The 17,694-nt window shown below is 64.9% G+C and carries 18 protein-coding genes and 1 pseudogene; 3 read left to right on the top strand and 16 right to left on the bottom strand.

The features are described 5' to 3' along the window. Positions 1 to 13 precede the first annotated feature (13 nt). The 5 genes and pseudogenes from WHZ77_RS24845 to WHZ77_RS24825 form a co-directional block, all read right to left on the bottom strand. Positions 14 to 352: pseudogene (locus WHZ77_RS24845) on the bottom strand (ferritin-like domain-containing protein); the annotation flags it as partial. 130 nt (positions 353 to 482) lie between these two features. Then, positions 483 to 1,631: an amidohydrolase gene (locus WHZ77_RS24840; protein ID WP_375310359.1), complete on the bottom strand. Its 1,149-nt coding sequence runs from the start codon at positions 1,629 to 1,631 to the stop codon at positions 483 to 485. Between the two features lie 229 nt (positions 1,632 to 1,860). Further along, positions 1,861 to 2,946, bottom strand: a complete 1,086-nt coding sequence (locus tag WHZ77_RS24835) for a mandelate racemase/muconate lactonizing enzyme family protein (protein WP_375310358.1) — start codon at positions 2,944 to 2,946, stop codon at positions 1,861 to 1,863. A gap of 244 nt (positions 2,947 to 3,190) precedes the next feature. Beyond that, positions 3,191 to 4,396 carry a M20/M25/M40 family metallo-hydrolase gene (locus tag WHZ77_RS24830; protein ID WP_375310357.1) on the bottom strand — a complete coding sequence of 402 codons (1,206 nt, stop codon included), beginning with the start codon at positions 4,394 to 4,396 and terminating at the stop codon, positions 3,191 to 3,193. A 144-nt stretch (positions 4,397 to 4,540) separates the two neighbouring features. Continuing rightward, positions 4,541 to 4,942 carry a response regulator gene (locus WHZ77_RS24825; RefSeq protein ID WP_375310356.1) on the bottom strand — a complete coding sequence of 134 codons (402 nt, stop codon included), beginning with the start codon at positions 4,940 to 4,942 and terminating at the stop codon, positions 4,541 to 4,543. Between the two features lie 79 nt (positions 4,943 to 5,021). Between WHZ77_RS24825 and WHZ77_RS24820 the strand changes: the two genes are divergently transcribed. Further along, positions 5,022 to 6,233 carry an ATP-binding protein gene (locus WHZ77_RS24820; protein ID WP_375310355.1) on the top strand — a complete coding sequence of 404 codons (1,212 nt, stop codon included), beginning with the start codon at positions 5,022 to 5,024 and terminating at the stop codon, positions 6,231 to 6,233. A 36-nt stretch (positions 6,234 to 6,269) separates the two neighbouring features. Here WHZ77_RS24820 and WHZ77_RS24815 read toward each other — a convergent pair whose 3' ends face one another. The 6 genes from WHZ77_RS24815 to WHZ77_RS24790 all read right to left on the bottom strand — a co-directional run bounded on the left by WHZ77_RS24815 (position 6,270) and on the right by WHZ77_RS24790 (position 10,628). Beyond that, on the bottom strand, positions 6,270 to 6,446 hold the full coding sequence (locus WHZ77_RS24815) for a hypothetical protein (RefSeq protein ID WP_375310354.1): 177 nt from the start codon (positions 6,444 to 6,446) through the stop codon (positions 6,270 to 6,272). Positions 6,447 to 6,539: 93 nt separating this feature from the next. Then, positions 6,540 to 7,796, bottom strand: a complete 1,257-nt coding sequence (locus WHZ77_RS24810) for an MFS transporter (RefSeq protein WP_375310353.1) — start codon at positions 7,794 to 7,796, stop codon at positions 6,540 to 6,542. A 150-nt stretch (positions 7,797 to 7,946) separates the two neighbouring features. Further along, positions 7,947 to 9,230, bottom strand: a complete 1,284-nt coding sequence (locus tag WHZ77_RS24805) for a type II toxin-antitoxin system HipA family toxin (RefSeq protein WP_375310352.1) — start codon at positions 9,228 to 9,230, stop codon at positions 7,947 to 7,949. Then, entirely contained in the window at positions 9,217 to 9,552 is a 336-nt protein-coding gene (locus tag WHZ77_RS24800) for a helix-turn-helix transcriptional regulator (RefSeq protein ID WP_375310351.1), read from the bottom strand. The genes WHZ77_RS24805 and WHZ77_RS24800 overlap by 14 nt, the downstream gene beginning before the upstream one ends. A gap of 111 nt (positions 9,553 to 9,663) precedes the next feature. Continuing rightward, on the bottom strand, positions 9,664 to 9,930 hold the full coding sequence (locus WHZ77_RS24795; RefSeq protein WP_375314810.1) for an HGGxSTG domain-containing protein: 267 nt from the start codon (positions 9,928 to 9,930) through the stop codon (positions 9,664 to 9,666). Between the two features lie 29 nt (positions 9,931 to 9,959). Next, positions 9,960 to 10,628 carry a hypothetical protein gene (locus WHZ77_RS24790; RefSeq protein WP_375314809.1) on the bottom strand — a complete coding sequence of 223 codons (669 nt, stop codon included), beginning with the start codon at positions 10,626 to 10,628 and terminating at the stop codon, positions 9,960 to 9,962. Between the two features lie 408 nt (positions 10,629 to 11,036). On the opposite strand from WHZ77_RS24790, the gene WHZ77_RS24785 reads away from it, so the two are divergent. Next, positions 11,037 to 12,011, top strand: coding sequence for a Bug family tripartite tricarboxylate transporter substrate binding protein (locus tag WHZ77_RS24785; RefSeq protein WP_375310350.1), 975 nt, complete (start codon positions 11,037 to 11,039; stop codon positions 12,009 to 12,011). 35 nt (positions 12,012 to 12,046) lie between these two features. Here WHZ77_RS24785 and WHZ77_RS24780 read toward each other — a convergent pair whose 3' ends face one another. The 3 genes from WHZ77_RS24780 to WHZ77_RS24770 all read right to left on the bottom strand — a co-directional run bounded on the left by WHZ77_RS24780 (position 12,047) and on the right by WHZ77_RS24770 (position 14,594). Further along, positions 12,047 to 12,322, bottom strand: coding sequence for a hypothetical protein (locus tag WHZ77_RS24780; RefSeq protein WP_143843915.1), 276 nt, complete (start codon positions 12,320 to 12,322; stop codon positions 12,047 to 12,049). Positions 12,323 to 12,401: 79 nt separating this feature from the next. Next, on the bottom strand, positions 12,402 to 13,259 hold the full coding sequence (locus WHZ77_RS24775) for a VOC family protein (protein ID WP_375310349.1): 858 nt from the start codon (positions 13,257 to 13,259) through the stop codon (positions 12,402 to 12,404). 144 nt (positions 13,260 to 13,403) lie between these two features. Continuing rightward, positions 13,404 to 14,594, bottom strand: a complete 1,191-nt coding sequence (locus tag WHZ77_RS24770) for a urate hydroxylase PuuD (RefSeq protein ID WP_375310348.1) — start codon at positions 14,592 to 14,594, stop codon at positions 13,404 to 13,406. Positions 14,595 to 14,829: 235 nt separating this feature from the next. Between WHZ77_RS24770 and WHZ77_RS24765 the strand changes: the two genes are divergently transcribed. Next, positions 14,830 to 16,167: a PQQ-dependent sugar dehydrogenase gene (locus tag WHZ77_RS24765; RefSeq protein ID WP_375310347.1), complete on the top strand. Its 1,338-nt coding sequence runs from the start codon at positions 14,830 to 14,832 to the stop codon at positions 16,165 to 16,167. Between the two features lie 158 nt (positions 16,168 to 16,325). On the opposite strand, the gene WHZ77_RS24760 is transcribed toward WHZ77_RS24765, so the two are convergent. After that, a complete protein-coding gene (locus tag WHZ77_RS24760) occupies positions 16,326 to 17,126 on the bottom strand; it encodes an SDR family NAD(P)-dependent oxidoreductase (protein WP_375310346.1) in 801 nt (266 codons plus the stop codon). A gap of 1 nt (position 17,127) precedes the next feature. Then, positions 17,128 to 17,682, bottom strand: a complete 555-nt coding sequence (locus tag WHZ77_RS24755; RefSeq protein ID WP_375310345.1) for a carboxymuconolactone decarboxylase family protein — start codon at positions 17,680 to 17,682, stop codon at positions 17,128 to 17,130. Positions 17,683 to 17,694: the final 12 nt, after the last annotated feature.

Here is a 17,694-nt window from a genome sequence, read left to right as displayed (position 1 = left end):
GTCTTGCGCGTTTCTATGCCGCGTTGACCGCCTTGGCGTTGACGCCCTTGCGCAAAGCCACCGTGTTCAGCTTGGTGTTGGCGGCCTTCTCTTCATTCAGGTTCGTTGTCAGGAAGCGCACGATCTCGTCGTGTCCGGGCTCTTCGGCCCAGGCGATCAGCGTGCCGTAGCGGCACATCTCGTAATGCTCGACGGCCTGGGCGTTGGCGACGATGGCGGCGTCCAGCACGGCCTTGTCCTCGATCTCGCCAGCGGTCTCGTTGGCTTCCTTGATGATGCCGTGGATGGCCGGACACTGCGTCCCGCTCGGCTCCTTGCCGAGCTTTGCGAAGGCCTTCTGGAGCCGTTCGACATGCCGCGCGACCTCCAGGAGGCGCTGTTCGAGACGGCGATGAAAGGCCTTGCGGGGGAACGCGAAGCCCTCGCGCGGCTGCTGCACGATCGCCACCTGCGAACCGCCCATCCCGCCAAGCCGGCTTGAGCTAGTTCGACGCCAGCGCCGTCTTGGCCACTTCCGCCATCCAGCCGGACGCGACGGGCAGGATCGCGTCGTTGAAATCGTAGCGCGGGCCGTGCAGTTCGGCGCCGTCGCGTAATTCGCCGTTGCCGATCCAGACGAAGGCGCCGGGGCGCTTTTGAAGATAGAAGGCGAAATCCTCGCCGGCCATGCTGGGCGCGAGATCGCGCCGCACCTCGGCCTGCACCTTCTCCGCGGCGAGGCGCGCGAGGCCCGCTTCGTCAGGTGTATTGACCACCACGCCGACGCCCATAACGATCTCGGGCGTGACCTTGACGTCGAAGCTGGTTGCGATGCCGGCGCAGATCTGTTCGATCCGCGCCACCATGATGTCCTTCACTGCGTCGCGGTGATACCGCAGCGTGCCGCCGATTTCGACGCGTCCTGCGATCTGGTTGCGCGCCTTGCCGCCTTCGAGCGTGCAGAGCGAGAGCACGGCGGTATCGAGCGGGTCGACGCCGCGCGCCACGATCGATTGCAGCGCCACGATCAGATGTCCCGTCGCCATCACGGGATCGCGGGTCAGATGCGGCATGCCGGCATGTCCGGCATGGCCCTCGATGGCGATGCTGACGCGTCCGCCGGAGGCCATGACGACGCCGTCATGGACCGCGATAGTGCCGGCAGGAAGCCCCGGCCAGTTGTGGAAGCCGAACACCCGCGTCATTGGAAAGCGCTCGAACAGGCCCGCGCCGACCATCGCGCGCGCGCCGCCAAGTCCTTCCTCGGCGGGCTGAAAGATGAAGTCGACGGTGCCGCTCCAGCTGGTGTCGGCGACCAGCAGCGCGGCCGCGCCGAGCAGCGAGGCGGTGTGCCCGTCATGCCCGCAGGCATGCATCACGCCGGGATTTTTCGAGGCGTAGCCAAGCCCGGTATCCTCCGTGATCGGCAGCGCATCCATGTCGGCGCGCAGGCCGACGCGGCCCTGCGCAGACCCGCGTGTCAGCGTCGCGACGACACCATGGCCGCCGATGTCAGCCTCGAAGGGAATGCCGAGCTCGGTGAGCTTGTCCTGGACGAAGGCGGCAGTGGCCTTCTCGTGGAGGCCCAGTTCCGGATGGGCATGCAGGTGCCGGCGCCACTGGGTCAGTTTCTGGTGCAGTTCGGGGGTCAAGGCGGGGGTCTTTCGCAAGGAGGGCCGGCTGCGGCGACCATAGCCGATTATCCGGTCCCCGCATCCAGTGCCTTGGAATGCCTCGCGTGCAGCAATGCGCGGCACTTCTCTCTGTCATTCCGGGGCGCGCCTCTTGGCGCGAACCCGGAATCCATCGTGCGGCAATCTCTGCGGACCGATGGATTCCGGCTCGCGACTTCGTCGCGCCCCGGAATGGCGGGCATGAGTGCTACGCCAGCTTCGCCAGCCCCTTCCAGTCGAAGCCGATGCCGTGGCCCGGGCGGTCCGGCGCCAGGGCTTTGCCGTCCTCGAGCACCAGCGGATGCTCGATATACGTGTCCAGCCCGAAGCCATGGGCCTCCAGATACGACCGGTTCGGGCAGGCCGCGAGCAGATGCACGGTGATGTCGTGCGCGCCGTGGCTGGTGACCGGCAGGTTGAAGGCTTCGGCGAGCCGCGCGATCTTCATGAAGGCGGTGACACCGCCGCAATTGGTGACGTCAGGCTCGGGATAGGACACCGCGCCCGCGACGATGTAGTTCTTGAACTCCCACAGCGAGCGCAAGTTTTCGCCGGCCGCGATCGGCACGCCCCCGGCCTGCATGATGCGGGTGTGGCCCGCGACGTCGTCCGGGATGATCGGCTCCTCCAGCCAGGTGAGGTCGTAAGGCACGAACGCGCGGGCGGCGCGGATGGCTTCCTCCACGGTCCACTTCATGTTGGCGTCCGCCATCAGCGGAAAGCCGTCGCCGAGATGCCGGCGCATGGCCGCGACGCGCGCGACGTCGGACTTCAGATCGGGCCGGCCGACCTTCATCTTGATGGCGCGAAAGCCCTTGGCGAGATTGCCGTCGGTCTGCGCCAGCAGCGCCTCGACCGAGAGATCGAGGTCGATGCCGCCGGCATAACACGGCACGCGGGCGTCGAAGCCGCCGAGCAGGCGGAACAGCGGCAGCTTGGCGCGCCGCGCCTTCAGGTCCCACAGCGCGATGTCGAGCGCGGAGAGCGCCAGCACCGCCGGCCCGCCGCGGCCGCCATAATGCAGGCCCCACCAGACGTGATGCCAGATCGCCTCGGTGTCGTCGGCCTCGCGCCCCTCGACCAGCGGCGGAATCTCGCGCCTGAGGATATCAACGGTCGCGCCGCCATTGCGCCCCACGGTGTAAGTGTAGCCGACGCCTTCCGCACCATCCGCGTCGCGTACGCGGCAGGTGATCAGCTCGAACGCCGCGATCTCGCCATGCGTTGAGTCCGACAGCGTGACGGGGAGGGGGATCCGGTAGAGTCCGGACTCGATTGTCGCGATGCGTGCCATGTGGCCTCCCTGTGTTTTATTTTGTAGGGTGGGTTAGCCGTGCGACTGCGCGAAGCGCAGTCGCACGGCGTAACCCACCACTTTGGTTCCGCGGCAGCAGAAGTGGTGGGTTACGCTGCGCCAACCCACCCTACGAGGATGTGAATCTTTCGACTTTCTGCGATTTCGATGTGAGTCAAATCAACGACTTAGCTTGCTCGAAAACGGCATAAATCGAATTGTCTCTCATGCTCTACGAACTCGGTCACCGCATCGTTGCCAGCTGCACGGCCAGCGCGCAGGCGCGGTCGTATTCGTCGAGATTGATCCACTCGTCGATCGTGTGCGCCTCGTTCTGGCCGGCGCCGAACGTCACGGTCGGAACGCCGTGGCGGACCATCCAGTTGGCGTCGAGGCCGCCATTGGCGGTGCGCACGTTCGGCGTGCCGCCGACCGCGGACACCGCCTCGACCGCGCGCTTGATGACGGGCTGGCTGTCCTTCATGCGGAACGGAAAATAGTCTGTCTCGGCCTTGAACTTGACCTTGCCGGACTTGCCTTGCGCGTTGGTCACTTTCTTGGCGGCCTTCTCGAACGCGGCCTTGTAGGCCTTGGTGATCTCCTTGAAGAACTTTCCGTCGTGGCTGCGGCTCTCTCCGCGCACATGGACGTAATCGGTGACGACGTTGGTGGCATCACCCGCCGGGCGGCCTTCGCCGCCGGTGACCGGGCCGACATTGCTGGTGCCCATCCGCGCGCTCGCGCCCTTGCCCTTCACCACCTTGCCGAACCAGCCGCCGGCCTGCACGTCGGCGAGCGCGAGCGCCATGATCATGGTCGAGGAGATGCCGCGCTCGGGCGCGACGCCGGCATGCGAAGCGCGGCCGAAGATCTCGACGCTCCAGCGGTCGGCGCCGACCGCGCCGATCACGACGTTGGAGGCGGAACCGCCGTCATAGTTGAACGCCATCACCGGCGAGCCGAGCTCGTCGAGCTTGACGTGGCGCGCGCCATAGAGCCCGCTCTCCTCGCGCACGCAGAACAGCAGCGTGATCGGCGGATGGTCGAGCTTCTGCTTTTCGAGCTCGGCCGCCAGCGTCACCAGGACGCCGCAGCCGCAGCGGTTGTCGCCGCCGAGCGCGGTCCGGGCCTCGTTGACGATCTTGCGGCCGGACTTCTTGGGCTTGGCGCCGGCGCAGAGCGGCACGGTGTCCATGTGGGTCATGAACATGATGCGCGGCTGGTTATGCAGCGCGCCGCGGCCGGGCAGGTCGACGATGAGGTTGCCGGTCTCGGTCGGCACGGGAATGCGCGTATTGGCGTCGTCGAGCCGGATCGCCTTGGCCGGAACGCCGCTCTCCTTCAGCGCGGCGCTGAGCTCCCGCCCGATCGCCGCCTCCTGTCCGGTCACGCCCTCGACGGCGAGAAAGCGCATGAGGCGGTCGGTGGCGGCTTTGGTGTCGACAGGCATGGCAGGTCCCTTGGATGCTGGTACGCCGCAGCATCCTTCGCGGGACAATCTTGTGCAAGTCTCCAGAACGGCTCACGGTCATGCGGCCGGCCGCTAAACGCAGTCGTCAACAGGAAGCGCGACGTGGCAGGTCCCGGCGGCCCTCTACCAGACGCCGACGGTTTGCAAGAGCTGGGATTGGCTGAACGGTTTGGGCATGAAGCGGGCATGTGGCGGGAGTTCTCCGTCGGCTGGGCGTCTCTTTCCCGACATGAGCACGATCTTCACCGGCGGCCAGCCATCGCGCACCGCAGCAGCCAGCTCGAGTCCATCCATGGAACCCGGCATATCGATGTCGGTCAGGACGAGGTCCACGGCTTGTGCCCGCAAGATGGAGATTGCCCTGTCCGCATTGCAGACCGAGATCACTGTATGATCCGCTTGCTGCAACCCGAGCTCGACGTCCAGAAGGATCAGCGGCTCGTCTTCCACAAGTAGTATTTTCAACCCGGGACTCCCATCTGCTGTGGACCCAAGTGATGAAAACCAGGCTTGTTCCTTGGCCATTTGATCATGAACACCGACTTTGAGTTTGGCTGCGCGATTAAGTCGTTGACCGCGCCCGGCTGGTGCGCAATGGAGCTTTATGGACCACGACTTCAAAGCCGATATCGACGCCATCGAAGCCATTGCGGCGGTTCCGACGATTCTCGCGGTCGTGTCTCAAGTGACGGGGCTGGGATTCTCGGCCGTGGCTCGCGTCACCGGCGATCGCTGGGTCTGTCTTGCGGCCCACGACCAGGTCGGGCTCGGCCTCGGCGCCGGGGGCGAGCTCAAGGTCGAAACGACGATCTGTCACGAGGTACATCAGGCCCGCGAGGCTGTGGTGATCGATCACGTCGCCCAGGATGCGTGCTACGCGGATCATCATACGCCGGCGATGTACGGTTTTCAGTCCTACATCTCGATGCCGATCTTCCTTGCCGACGGAAGCTTTTTCGGAACGCTCTGCGCCCTTGATCCGGAGCCGGCGAAGCTGAAGAATCCCGGCGTCATCGGCATGTTCCGGCTGTTCGCCGACCTGATCGGCATTCATCTCGATGCCGCAAGGCGCGTCGCGACGGCCGAGGCAAATCTGTTGGACGCCAAGGCCGCCGCAGAATTGCAGGAGCAGTTCATGGCGGTGCTCGGTCATGACCTGCGCAATCCGCTTGCCGCGATCGCGGCCGGCACGCGCCTCCTCGAAAAGATGCCGCTCGACGAGAAGGCGAAGTCCCTCGTCGCCATGATGGAAACCAGCACCATTCGCATGTCTTCGCTGATCGAAGATGTCATCGATCTCGCGCGCAGTCGCCTCGGCGGTAGGATGTCGTTCGCACCGTCGATGGAGCCGCTGGAACCCTTGCTCAGGCAGATCGTCGACGAGATGCGCGCCACGCATCCCCAGCGGCGGATCGAAGCCGAGTTTGCCATCACAAAGCCGGTCTTCGCCGACCGCCAACGGATTGCCCGCCTGCTTTCGAATCTTCTCGGCAACGCCCTCAGCTACAGCGCGGTTGAGACCCCCGTCTTCGTGCGTGCGCAAACCTACGGTAGTTTTTCTCTTTCGGTCATCAATCGGGGGCCGGCCATTCCCGCGGCCACGCTGGGCAAGCTGTTCATGCCATATGTGCGCGGGCGGGATACCGGGAATCAGCAAGGACTGGGTCTGGGGCTCTTCATCGTGTCCCAGATTGCTTCGGCCCACGGCGGCACCATCGATGTGACCTCGACGGACGATGAGACCCGCTTTACTTTTCAAATGCCGCTTTTGATCGACGAGCGAGCCTTGGGCGCCGCTGCTCCCTCAGCCTCGTAGAGGCTGTCGGTCCCTCACATTCGCAACGCGGAAGGCTTAATTCCGGCCGTCCGCGGGGGTCTTACCGGGCTGGGTACTGCTCGGCGGGTCGGATGCCGGAAAACTGTCCTTCAAACCCTTCTCTAGAGCGTCGTCGGCCTTGTCGACGCGGCGGTCCTTCCGGGCCGGATCAGCGTGCTTGTCGGCAGGCGCAGGATCGAATTTTTCGGCCATTTGGCGCTCCTCGGTCGTACGCCAACGCAAGGGTCCCAACTGCGTTCCAATTCTGATTGCTGATCGCCCGAGCTTTCAAGCGCTCAAGGTAGACTACCCAATCGCCCGCGTCGGCGACGTGTAAGCCAGGAAGATCAGCACGCCGACGAAAAGCGCCGCGGCCATGAACAGCAGCACCGCCGGCAGCCCCGCGAACGCGGCCACCGCGCCCGTGGTTGACTGCATCAGTGCGGTGCCGAGAAAGAAGGCGAGGTTTACTGCTGCCAGCGCTTTGCCCGCGGTCTGCGCGTCGACCAGCTGCCGGCACATGCCGAACAGCAGCGGCTGCGCCGAGGTCGCCAAGCCGATCAGCACGAACAGCACGAGATCGTATTGCGGCGGCATGACCGGCACGCCGAACAGCCATGCAACCGCTAAATGCGGCGCGCCGAGCGCCAGCAGCGCCACCAGCAGCGCCGCGATCGTGTGCGTGCCGGCCACCAGCTCGCGGCGGCGGCCGATTTTGCGGTCGATCACGCCCATGCACAGCGGGCCCGCGATCATCGCCAGCGTGTACGCGCCGAGCAAATTGCCGGCCTCGACCCGCGTCAGGCCCTTGACCTGCATCAGCCACGGCCCGCCCCACAGGCCCCGCAGCACCAGCGAGGTCGCAAGCGATACCAGCGCGAGCGCGATCAGTCCGCGCAGCGGCCGCGACAGGCCGAGCCTGAGCACCTCGATCATCTGCGACAGCGGCGAGGACTCGTCCTTGTGCTCGGCCGGCTGGTTCGGCACCAGCGCGAACACCGCGACTGCCACCGCGACGGCACCGAGCGCGGCGATCCAGAACCCGGCGCGCCAGCCGTAATGATCGACCACGAAGGCGAGAGGGCTCGACGACAGCAGCATGCCGATATTGCCGATCGAGAGGATCGCGCCCGACCACAGCCCGAACCGCGCCGCCGACAATTGCTTGGCCGCCAGCGTCATCGGGCACATCAGCATGCCCGAGGTGGCGATGCCCAGCAGCAATTGCCCGACCGCAAAGCTCTCGGGCCCCGTCGCAAAGCCCGACGCGATGGCGCCGGCCACGGTTCCCGCGAGCAGGCTCAGCGACACCGGCCGCACGCCAAAGCGATCCATCGCCGCGCCAACCGGAATCTGCGACGCCGCAAAGGCGAAATGATAGACCGAGGTCAGGCTCGCCAGCGCCTGCGGCTCGAGCTGAAAATCCGCCGCCATCAAATCGAGGCTGAGCGCCGGGATGGTGCGCAGCAAGGTCGAGAGCATGTGCCCGCAGGCCAGCGCAACGAGCGCGAAGATCAGCGCGCGGGTGGCGCCGCCCGCGTCGTCGGTGGTGGTGGTAGTCATGAGCGCCCCGTCCCGGGAAGGTTTCAGGTGGGTTACATGATCGCGGCAGGCGTGCCAATGGCGGGGGGGGGACCGGATGCAGGAACGGGTTGATCGATCTACCTCATACGTGAGGGCGCTCTGCAAGTACCGCGCTGCCACGCCCGCCGACTAGGAATCAGCGAGCTTCACCAGCGCGTCCGGTGCGTCGACGAAGGCGAACGGGTTGAGGAACTGCCGTCCCCACAGGAAGTTGCGATCGACCTCGGACAACGCAGCCTCCTCGCAGACGTCTTTCCAGAATGTCTTGGTCGCCTTGATCTGTCCTGCAACGAGTTCGGTGGCCTCATCGAGACCGAGCAGGAAGAGCGGGGCGGCCTGAAGGCACACCGAGATCTGGCTGGTGCGTCGTTCGCCGGTGATGAACATCGCCTGCGTGGCCTCTCCGCCGGTCCTGGCTTGCGGACAAATGTCATAGGCGGGCGTCAGCGAGAGTTCCTTTCCATTCCAGAACGCCGCGTGGTTCCTGGCGTGATCGTCCGTATTGCCGCAGAGGACGTTGAACACCATCCTGCCGTACAGTTCATGAAGAGTGTCCTTTGGTGAGATGAACCTGTGGCGGATGATCGTCGCGAGGTCTTCGTAGCTCGCATAGCGCGCCATCATCTCCTCGAGCCCGAGCAGCGTCAGCGCGGATACCATCGCGCGGCGCTGCCAACCGTTACCGGTCTTGTGCCGATCGAAACGTTCGATCAGGAGAACGTCCTTTCCGGCGGCGCGGTCGAGGCTGACCGCAGCCGCGGCAAGCCCGGCCTTTGCGGCAAGCCGCATCGCCACGAACTCCGCCTTGACGACGTTGTAGAGGTCGTTCTGGGATGAGAACTTGGCGATGAACTTGCGGTCTTCTCCGGTGATCATGGTTTTCGGCCGGGCGCCGCCGATCGAGCTTCCATGCAGCAGGGCTCGGTCGAGTTCCTGCGGAAGCGGCACTCCCTGTTCGACGAGAGTGGTCGCTGCCTGAAGTTCTGCCAGCGATGCTGCTGAAGCCTCGCGCGGGACGTACTTTTCCGCCGATAGCTGGAAATCCAGCGCGCCGATGCGGTCCGAGCCGGACTCCAGCAGGTACGTCAACTCGTCGATGTCCCCGGTATCGACGTCCTTGCCGCTGCTCCCGAATGTCCGGTTGATGATGACCCGGCGGCCCCAGGCGTCAGGCGCAGCGTCGCGGATGCAGTTCGGCATCATCAGTCCGGGCGTCAAAGGGAGCGCTCCGCTCCGCAACGGAAGTTCCGGATCGTAGAGCGCAATCGCGTTGTTCCGCCCGAGATAGCTTCGTCCATAGTTGAAGTGGAGTTGGTTGCCCGCGGCAGATAGCCGGCCGGCCACGACCGGCGTGGTGGCGTCCGGCAGCCAGACCCACACGAAGGCTTCGGTTGGCTTCTCAGAAATCGTCATGGGGTGTCTCGCGTGAGGTGCGGACGGATTTCGGCAGGAGCTTCATCACGGTGGAATTGGAGGCGAGGGTGCTCGCAAGAGCGCGTTCGTCGGCGTCGAAAAGCGGCACGCCGGCGATGGCGGCTGCTTCGAAGACCGCGCCGAGCGTGCAGCCGAGATCGCCGTTCTCGATGCGCCGCAAGAGCCCGCGCGAAAGCCCGGCCCTGACGGCAAGCTCCTCGGCCGTCATCTTCCGTTCGATGCGGGCCTTGCGAATGAGCTGGCCCAGAAGAACTGCCGCGTCCTTTGCGTAGCGGGAGTAGGGTCGTTCCTTCTTGGGCATGAAAAAATCCATTAATGGGCCAGATAGGCCCTCATGAGCCGTTTATAGATCATTTCTTGAGATGTGACAAGTTCTGATCTATAAATGAACTGTAAGGTCCCAAATGGTTCATTAATGATCCAAATTAGATCGAAACGGGCCGGATTTAATCTCATCCAGTAGCTCCTGCGCCTCGCCCAGCAGCGTCCGGATCGCCCGGTGCTCCGCCACCCCCTCCTGCGAAAAGAGCCCATGCTTCTGCGCATTTCGGTTTCCTCGCGGCGCGCCGGATCTGGGGGCGCCGCCATGCATGCGGCAGCGTGTCCTGCCGCGGATAGCCGGAGCGCGGCACGCCTCGCCGCTGCGAACCCTAGCGCCGCAGCGCAAGCTCTGCTGCATCGCTTCGGTATTGCGCGGGTGATCGTGGCTCATGCATCGGCGCCTTGTCCGGTGCCGGCGCGCGCGTGCTCCCAATCGCGGGCATCAGGTGCCGCCGCGTTTTCGGCACCCGTCGCCATCTCCAGAGGGACTGGCGTCGAAACGACCACACTCGCATGTGTGACATTCCCCACGATCGCCTTCCCTCCGTCCTGCACCGACAAATTCCGCACCGTGATCGCGCGCTCGTCGTTGTTGCGGTGGCGGCTCAGGGCCTCGACCTGGGCGGCGAAGGTGCGGGCCAATCGGGCCAATGCGCGGGTGACACTTTCCTGCTGCGGAAGATCGTCCGTGCAGGCGAGGCGGCAGGCGCAGCGCATCGCCGCCATATGGACCGAGATCATCTGGGACACCAGCATCGCCTCGATGGAGTCCTTCGGCGCGATGCTCTTCATCATCGAGATCATGTAGGCGAGATTGGATTCATCGGGCTTCTGTCCGATCGCGCTCGCCTTGACTAATTGCCTCAAGATTCCATGCAGTGCGTCCACGTCGGCGGCGCCGAGCGCTTCGGCGAGCAGCCGCTCGGCGGCTTGCGGGTCGGGATGGCTGATCGCAATGCGCCGCTTGGTGAGTTTGATCCGTGGTGTCGCAGCCAAGCCGTTGCGATCGTTTGTCGCAAGCCTGGATGTGACGCGGCGTTCGAGAGCTGCCGTCATGTGCTGTGTCCTTTGCTGGCGCAGGTGCGCGAGCAGCCGTTCGTTGCTGCGCGCGGATGCGAATTTCGGGATGTCGATGAAGGGTTTACGCGCAACCGCGTCGAGGCGGCCCTGGTCGGGGCGGCTGTCACTCTGACGATTGTTGCGATGATGCCATTGTGCCGGTGTTTTGCCCGACGTGTCAAATGGCATGGCGAAGAGCGTAAGCCCTTGATCCCTTAGCTGCGGCCTACTGTGCATGGGGTTGTTTTCGCATTTTTTGTTTGGAAGCGGCTCTCACGTGCCGCACGACGGAATGCCGGCGCGCAAACGCGATTGCGAAATCCGGCGTGGCCGCTAATCATGATCACCGGATGCGCTACATCACCACATGCAAAAGCGGCAGCGTAGGCTTTGGGGAGAGAACGAATGCAACGAACGCTTCGCCTGCTGGCGATTGTCGCCGGATTATGCGTGACGACAGAAGCCGTCGCGCAAAAATATCCGACGCGGCCGGTCAAGATCATGGTGGGCTTCAGCGCGGGCGGTCCGGTCGATGTCGTCGCACGTATCGTCGCCGACCGCTTGAGCAACAAGCTCGGGCAGCCCTTCGTGGTCGAGAACCGCGCCGGCGCCAACGGCATGATCGCGGCCGAGGGCGTGGCGCGCGCGGATGCGGACGGCTACACCATGCTGGCCTGCAACTCGTCAACCATCACGCTCAACAAGACGCTGTTCAAGGACGCCCGCTACGATCCGATAGGCGATTTCGCGCCGCTGACCACCGTCGTGTCGGCACCGCTCGTCCTCGTGGTCAACCCCGAGAATCCCAAGACCGCCGACATCAAGACCGTGGCCGATCTGGTCGCCGCCGCCAAGGCCAGGCCGGGCGAGCTCGCCTACGGCTCCGGCGGCAACGGCAACCTCGCTCATCTTGCCATGGAGCTGCTCAGCCAGAAGGCCGGCATCAAGCTGATCCACGTGCCCTATCGCGGCGGCGCGGCCTCCGAGGTCGGCATCCTCGCGCAGGAGGTGCTGGCGGTGTTCGATCCGCTCTCCGCCGTGCCGCTGGTGAAGGCCGGCAAGCTGCGCGCGCTCGCGGTGTCCTCCGCTGAGCGGTTGCCGTCGCTGCCTGACGTGCCGACCGTCGCGGAAGCCGGCTATCCCGGCTTCGACCTGTCGTTCTGGGTCGGCTTCTTCATGCCGAAGGCGACGCCGGCGCCGATCCTGGAGACGTTGCATCGTGAGATCGTCGCCGCCGCCAAGGATCCGACGATGCAGGAGCGGCTGGAGACGCAAGGCGTCGTGAGCGTGCTCAGTCCAACCGAGTACGCCGCCAAGATCGCAAAGGAGACCAGGGAGCTGGCCGAGGTGGTGACGGCCGCGAACATCAAGGCGGAGTGAACGCCGCAATTGGCGTCAAGACAGGCGGACGGCGCTCACGCCTTGGGAAAATCCTTGCGCATCGCGATCTCGGCGGCATCGCCCGGCGACAGCACGGTCTGCTCGAAAGCCGGCTGCGGTCTCGTCATGATGTCGTAGAGCGAGATGCCCTTGATCGGCTTGTCCATGAGCTCGCGAACGCAGTCGGCGAGCGTGCCGTTGTAGACGAGGTAGGGCGGACCCCGGTCCTTCTGTCTCTCGCCCTTCAGCGACGGCCACTTCTTCAGTTCGGCCGGCGCGTCATAGGCGATCGGCGATCCCTCTTTGAACATGTGCTTGATCCCGGACGGCAGAGGATTGCCGGGAATCCTAGGGCCGCCGGGTAAACACACGTTAAAGAATTAGTTAGAATCAGCCGGCAACGAAGGCGAGCAGGGTGCCGTTGGCCTTGGCCGGCGGCACGCAGATCGCAGCTCCGCTGCGCACGGCAGCCGAGCCCAGCGCCTTCTCCGTTGCCGCAAGATCGCCGCTCACGAGGACAAGGGCCGCGCCGCCGCGCTTGGAGAGACCTGCGAGCGGAACGCCGGGATAGCGTTTGCCGAGCTGGTCCAGCGTCAGATAGACGAAGTCGGCACGATCGCCGCCGGAGGGAACGGTGACCGCGCCGTCGGCCTCGTTCTTCGGCTCGCGGTCGATCAGCCGGCCGAGATGCGCGGCTTCCTTCGCGGGCTCCGGCGTTGCGATCAGCGCCTGCCTGATCCGCTTCGCCGCATTGGCGTGCGTTATCAGCTCCGGCATCCACACCGTCTCGCGGGTCTTGTGCTGGCAGGCGAAGATGCGCACGCCGCCGGGCGCCTCCGCGGTCGGCCACATGAAGGTGCGGAACTTGGCTGCCGACACCGTGCCATCAGGCAACGTAACGGGACGTTCGAAATCGGTCGGGCCGATTGGCGCAAGGCCGCGTGTGCGGATCTCTTCGGCGCCGGCAGCGGAATCGAGCGCGGTGAAGGCGATGCGCTCGATACCTTCGCCGTGCTTGTCGAGGAAGGCGCGCGCCGGCGCATTGTGCTCGGTCGCATCCAGTACGCCGAGCAGCTCCATATAGTCGGGGTCGAACATGATGGTGTAGTTGCCGGTGCCCATATGCGCGCTGTGGGTGCCGCGCGGGGATATGGTGAAGCCGAGCTGGCGATAATTCTCGGCGGCCTTGTCCAGGTCTTGAACCATGACCACGGCGTGGTCGATACCGATGACGTTCTTGAGGGCCACTGTGATTTCCCCGGATGCAAACTGACTGGACCGCGTTGGCGGACGCTGCCCCTGTCTACGCCGGATAGGCGGTCAAGTCATTTTCAAATCGGCGGGAAATGCGGAATTTCATTCCGCAAGGCGCAGCATCGTCGCGTGAAGGCGTTAGCGCGCCTGCTCGATATAGGCGGCGAGGATGGCGCGCTCCTCGCTGGTCATCTCGGTGATGTTGCCCGGTGGCATGGCGGTCGACCAGGCCGCGACGCGGCCGATCAGGCGGATGTTGCGATGGATATGCTCGGGCGCGTCGAGCAGGATGCCCTTCGGCGCGGTCACGATGCCGGCCCAGACCGGCTCGGTCGCGTGGCACATGCTGCAGCGGGACATCACGATGTCCTCGACATTGGCGGCCGTGACCGGCGCAGACAGCGCGCCCGTCTTCACCTCCCGCGGGCCGGCGGCGGAAAGGAACAGGATCGCGATCACGCCCGCAGAGGCGACGCCCCACACCCACCACGGCGATTTGCGCCCGGCATGCCGCTCGTTGAAGAAGTGGCGGATCACGGGGCCGAGCGCCAGGATGATCGCGACGATGATCCAGTTGAAGCGGGTGGCGTAAAGCAGGGGATAGTGGTTGCTGATCATCAGCACGACGACGGGGAGCGTCAGGTAGTTGTTGTGGACCGAGCGCTCCTTGCCAGTCTTGCCGAGCTTTGGATCGGGTGCTTGTCCCGCGATCAGGGCCGCCACGATCTTTTTTTGGTTCGGGATGATCACCGCGAAGACGTTGGCGACCATGATGGTGCCGATGATCGCCGCGATCTGGTTGAAGGCGCCGCGGCCGCTCAGCACATGGGTGAAGGCGTAGGTCAGTCCGACCAGGAACAGGTAGCCGCCGACGGCAAAGGGCAGCTCGCGCTGCGCGAGCCCGGTGCGGCAGGCGGCCTCATAGAGCAGCCACGCCAGCGCAAGGCTGCAGAAGCTGAACAGTCCGGCCTGGAATGGCGTGAGGTCGAGGATAGACTTGTCGACCAGGAACAGATCGGCATCGAGATAATACACCACCACCATCAGCGCGAAGCCGGACAGCCAGGTGGTGTAGGCCTCCCATTTGAACCAGGTGAGCTCGTCCGGCATCTGGGTGGGCGCGACCAGATATTTCATGATCCGGTAGAAGCCGCCGCCATGGACCTGCCAGGCCTCCCCCTGCACGCCATCAGGCAGGTCGGACTTCGGCTTCAGGCTGAGGTCGAGGGCGATGAAATAGAAGGAACTGCCGATCCAGGCGATCGCCGCCACCACGTGCAGCCAGCGGAGCAGCAGGCTCGCCCATTCCGATATGATGGATCCCCACATGATCACCCCATCAATTGCGGCACCGATGCCGCAGCCTTGATGACCGCAACCGGCGGCCGTGCCCTTGCAATCTGTCGCACCGATCAGCCGTATTTTCCAGTACGATGGGCCGCGGCCCATGCACATCGTGCGGGCAGGAGCTGACGTGGGATTCGGCAGGCATTTTGCTTGTTGTAGAACGTTTGTGGTCAATCGACGTTGACGCTTGAGACGTGCAGGCCGGGAGGAATATGACGTGAAAAGCAGGATTTCGTCCGTAGTGATAGCCGTGGGATTGCTGATTGAGGCTGCGACATTTGCGCAGGCCGAGCCGGTGCTGCAAGGCAAGGAAGCCTATGGCGATTGGCAGACCGACAAGCCCGGCACCGTCAGGCTGATCCGGCCGGAGAATCTCGTCAGGCCCGGCGCCACGCGGTCGGTCGCGAGCTCCTCGCGCGTGGTGCCGCGTCCGCCGCAGGCAGCGCTCCATGTGCCGGCAGGTTTCAGGATCGAGCTGTTCGCCGAAGGGCTGCGCGCGCCGCGCATCGTGCGCGTTGCACCGAACGGCGATGTCTTCGTCGCGGAAACGCGGGCCGGCACCGTCCGCGTGTTGCGCGCCGGGGAGGGCGGCAAGGCCGCGACCAACGAGGTGTTCGCCAGCGGGCTGCGGCAGCCTTTCGGCATCGCCTTCTTCCCGAACGGCGACAATCCGCAATGGGTCTATGTCGCCAACACCGACAGCGTCGTCCGCTTTCCCTATCAGGCCGGCGATCTGCAAGCCCGCGGCAAGGCCGAGACGATCGTCGCAAGCCTGCCGCATGACGGCGGCCATTCGACCCGCGATATCGTCTTCACGCCCGACAACAAGCGCATGCTGGTCTCCGTCGGCTCGCTCAGCAATGTCGCCGAGGGCATGGGCACGCCGCCGGGCGGCTTGGAAGCCTGGTCAAAGGCGCAGCCGCTTGGCGCCGCCTGGGCGAGCGAGACCGAACGTGCCACCGTGCTGGCCTTCAACCCCGACGGCAAGGAGCGGAAGGTCTACGCCACCGGCATACGCAATTGCGTCGGCCTCGCGATGCAGCCGCAGACCGGGCTGCCTTGGTGTTCGACCAACGAGCGCGACGGTCTCGGCGACGATCTCGTGCCCGATTACGTGACCAGCGTGAAGGAGGGCGCGTTCTATGGCTGGCCGTGGTTCTACATCGGTGGCAATGAAGACCCGCGCCATGCCGGTGCACGGCCGGACCTCAAGGACAAGGTGACGGTGCCTGATGTGCTGGTGCAGCCGCACTCGGCGTCGCTCGGCATGACCTTCTACCAGGGCACGCAGTTTCCATCCGAATACCAGGGCGACGCCTTCGCCGCCGAGCACGGCTCCTGGAACCGCTCGAAGCGCACCGGCTACAAGCTGATCCGCATCCGGATGAAGGACGGCAAGCCGACGGGGGAGTACGAGGATTTCGTCACGGGGTTTGTGGTGAACGACACGGAGGTGTGGGGCCGGCCGGTGGGCGTCGCGGTGGCGAAGGATGGAGCGCTGCTGATCTCGGAAGATGGCAACGGCACGATCTGGCGGGTAACAAGCGCGCGCTGACCTTTCTTCGCCTCTCCCCGCGCGCGGGGAGAGGCCGGAACTTGCGAGAGCAAATTCCGGGTGAGGGCGACTCTCCGCGAGTCCAACTGTCAAAGTTTTCGCGGAGGCAGCCCCTTATCCCGATCCTCTCCCCGAAAGAACGGGACGAGGGAGAGGACCTACCCCCGTCTCACGCTCGCCCCGCCATCCACCGGCAACGTCACGCCGGTGATGAAGTTCGCTTCATCCGACGCCAAAAACAGTGCGGCGTTCGCGACGTCCCATCCGGTGCCCATCTTCCTGCGCAGCGGCACCTTGCTGTCGCGCTCGGCTTCGACTTCGGCGCGGGTCTTGTGCCATTCGCGGGCGCGGGTATCGACCGCCATCGGGGTGTTCATCAGGCCGGGCAGGATGACGTTGGCGCGGATGCCATATTCGGCGTTCTGGTAGGCGAGCTGCTCGGTGAAGGCGATCATCGCCGACTTGGTCGCCTTGTAGGCGACGTAAGGATAGGTGGTGATCGCCGCCATCGAGGAGATGTTGATGATCGCGCCGCCGGCCTGCGCGCGCATGATCGGGATCACCTCCTTCGCGGCAAGAATGCAGCTCTTCAGATTGATGGCGACGACCCGGTCGAACGCCTCTTCGGTGATCTGCAGCAGCTCGGCGTCGCCGCCGGACAGGCTGACGCCGACATTGTTGTGCAGCACGTCGATACGGCCCCAGCGCACCTGCGCTTCCGCCACCATCGCCTTGATGTCTGCGGATTTGGTGACGTCGGCCCTGAAGGCCACGGCGGTGCCTTGCTTGGCTGCGATCATCGCCGCGGTTTCCTGCGCGGATTCCGGATGATGGTCGACGCACAGCACCTTGGCGCCCTCGCGCGCGAAGGTCAGCGCCGTCGCGCGGCCATTGCCCATGCCTTCGCCGGGGCTCTGGCCGGCGCCGACGACGATCGCAATCTTGTCCTTCAAGCGCATCTCAGTTCACTCCCGGGATCGGGTACTGCTGGAGTACCTCTTTGTACATGGGTTCGTTGTCGATCTTCATGGTGGCGAGCACGCGCACCACGCCGCAATAGAAGGCGATGGTCAGGACCAGGTCGACCATGTGCTCGTCGGAGAGGTGCTGCCTGATCTCGGCGAAGGTCGCATCCGACATGGCAAGCTCCCGCGCCATCTCGCGGGCGCCTTTCAGGATCGCCTTCGCCAGCGGCTCCAGCTTCGAGGGCTTGCCGTCGGTCTCCGCCATCAGTCCGGCGATGTCCGCGTCGGTGACGCCGAATTCCTTGCCGATCTTTACATGATGCGTGAATTCGTATTCCGACTTCTCCATCCAGCCGACCTGGAGGATCGCAAGCTCGCGCAGACGCGGGTCGAGCTTGCTCTTGAAGCGGATGTAGCCGCCGATGCCATTGAAGGCGCGCGCCATCTCCGGCGAGTTGACCAGCAGCTTGTGCAAATTGGTGTTGCGCTTGAGCATGTCGCGATATTCGGGCGCGACCTGGTCGGCCTCGAGATAGGGCAGGCGGGCCATTGGTGGGTTTCC

Origin of the sequence: Bradyrhizobium sp. A5, assembly GCF_042076515.1 — a bacterium.
GTDB lineage: Bacteria > Pseudomonadota > Alphaproteobacteria > Rhizobiales > Xanthobacteraceae > Bradyrhizobium > Bradyrhizobium cosmicum.
Note: the sequence above shows the minus strand (reverse complement) of the source record. Positions and strands in the feature narration are given on the sequence as shown.

Excerpts from the sequence above, each read along its gene's own strand:
- WHZ77_RS24780 (WP_143843915.1), bottom strand. The coding sequence starts at position 12,322 with ATGTTCAAAGAGGGATCGCCGATCGCCTATGACGCGCCGGCCGAACTG.
- WHZ77_RS24805 (WP_375310352.1), bottom strand. The coding sequence starts at position 9,230 with ATGACGATTTCTGAGAAGCCAACCGAAGCCTTCGTGTGGGTCTGGCTG.
- WHZ77_RS24800 (WP_375310351.1), bottom strand. The coding sequence starts at position 9,552 with ATGCCCAAGAAGGAACGACCCTACTCCCGCTACGCAAAGGACGCGGCA.
- WHZ77_RS24835 (WP_375310358.1), bottom strand. The coding sequence starts at position 2,946 with ATGGCACGCATCGCGACAATCGAGTCCGGACTCTACCGGATCCCCCTC.
- WHZ77_RS24755 (WP_375310345.1), bottom strand. The coding sequence starts at position 17,682 with ATGGCCCGCCTGCCCTATCTCGAGGCCGACCAGGTCGCGCCCGAATAT.
- WHZ77_RS24830 (WP_375310357.1), bottom strand. The coding sequence starts at position 4,396 with ATGCCTGTCGACACCAAAGCCGCCACCGACCGCCTCATGCGCTTTCTC.
- WHZ77_RS24760 (WP_375310346.1), bottom strand. The coding sequence starts at position 17,126 with ATGCGCTTGAAGGACAAGATTGCGATCGTCGTCGGCGCCGGCCAGAGC.
- WHZ77_RS24795 (WP_375314810.1), bottom strand. The coding sequence starts at position 9,930 with ATGCAGCAGAGCTTGCGCTGCGGCGCTAGGGTTCGCAGCGGCGAGGCG.
- WHZ77_RS24820 (WP_375310355.1), top strand. The coding sequence starts at position 5,022 with ATGGACCACGACTTCAAAGCCGATATCGACGCCATCGAAGCCATTGCG.
- WHZ77_RS24770 (WP_375310348.1), bottom strand. The coding sequence starts at position 14,594 with ATGTGGGGATCCATCATATCGGAATGGGCGAGCCTGCTGCTCCGCTGG.
- WHZ77_RS24825 (WP_375310356.1), bottom strand. The coding sequence starts at position 4,942 with ATGGCCAAGGAACAAGCCTGGTTTTCATCACTTGGGTCCACAGCAGAT.
- WHZ77_RS24810 (WP_375310353.1), bottom strand. The coding sequence starts at position 7,796 with ATGACTACCACCACCACCGACGACGCGGGCGGCGCCACCCGCGCGCTG.
- WHZ77_RS24815 (WP_375310354.1), bottom strand. The coding sequence starts at position 6,446 with ATGGCCGAAAAATTCGATCCTGCGCCTGCCGACAAGCACGCTGATCCG.
- WHZ77_RS24790 (WP_375314809.1), bottom strand. The coding sequence starts at position 10,628 with ATGACGGCAGCTCTCGAACGCCGCGTCACATCCAGGCTTGCGACAAAC.
- WHZ77_RS24785 (WP_375310350.1), top strand. The coding sequence starts at position 11,037 with ATGCAACGAACGCTTCGCCTGCTGGCGATTGTCGCCGGATTATGCGTG.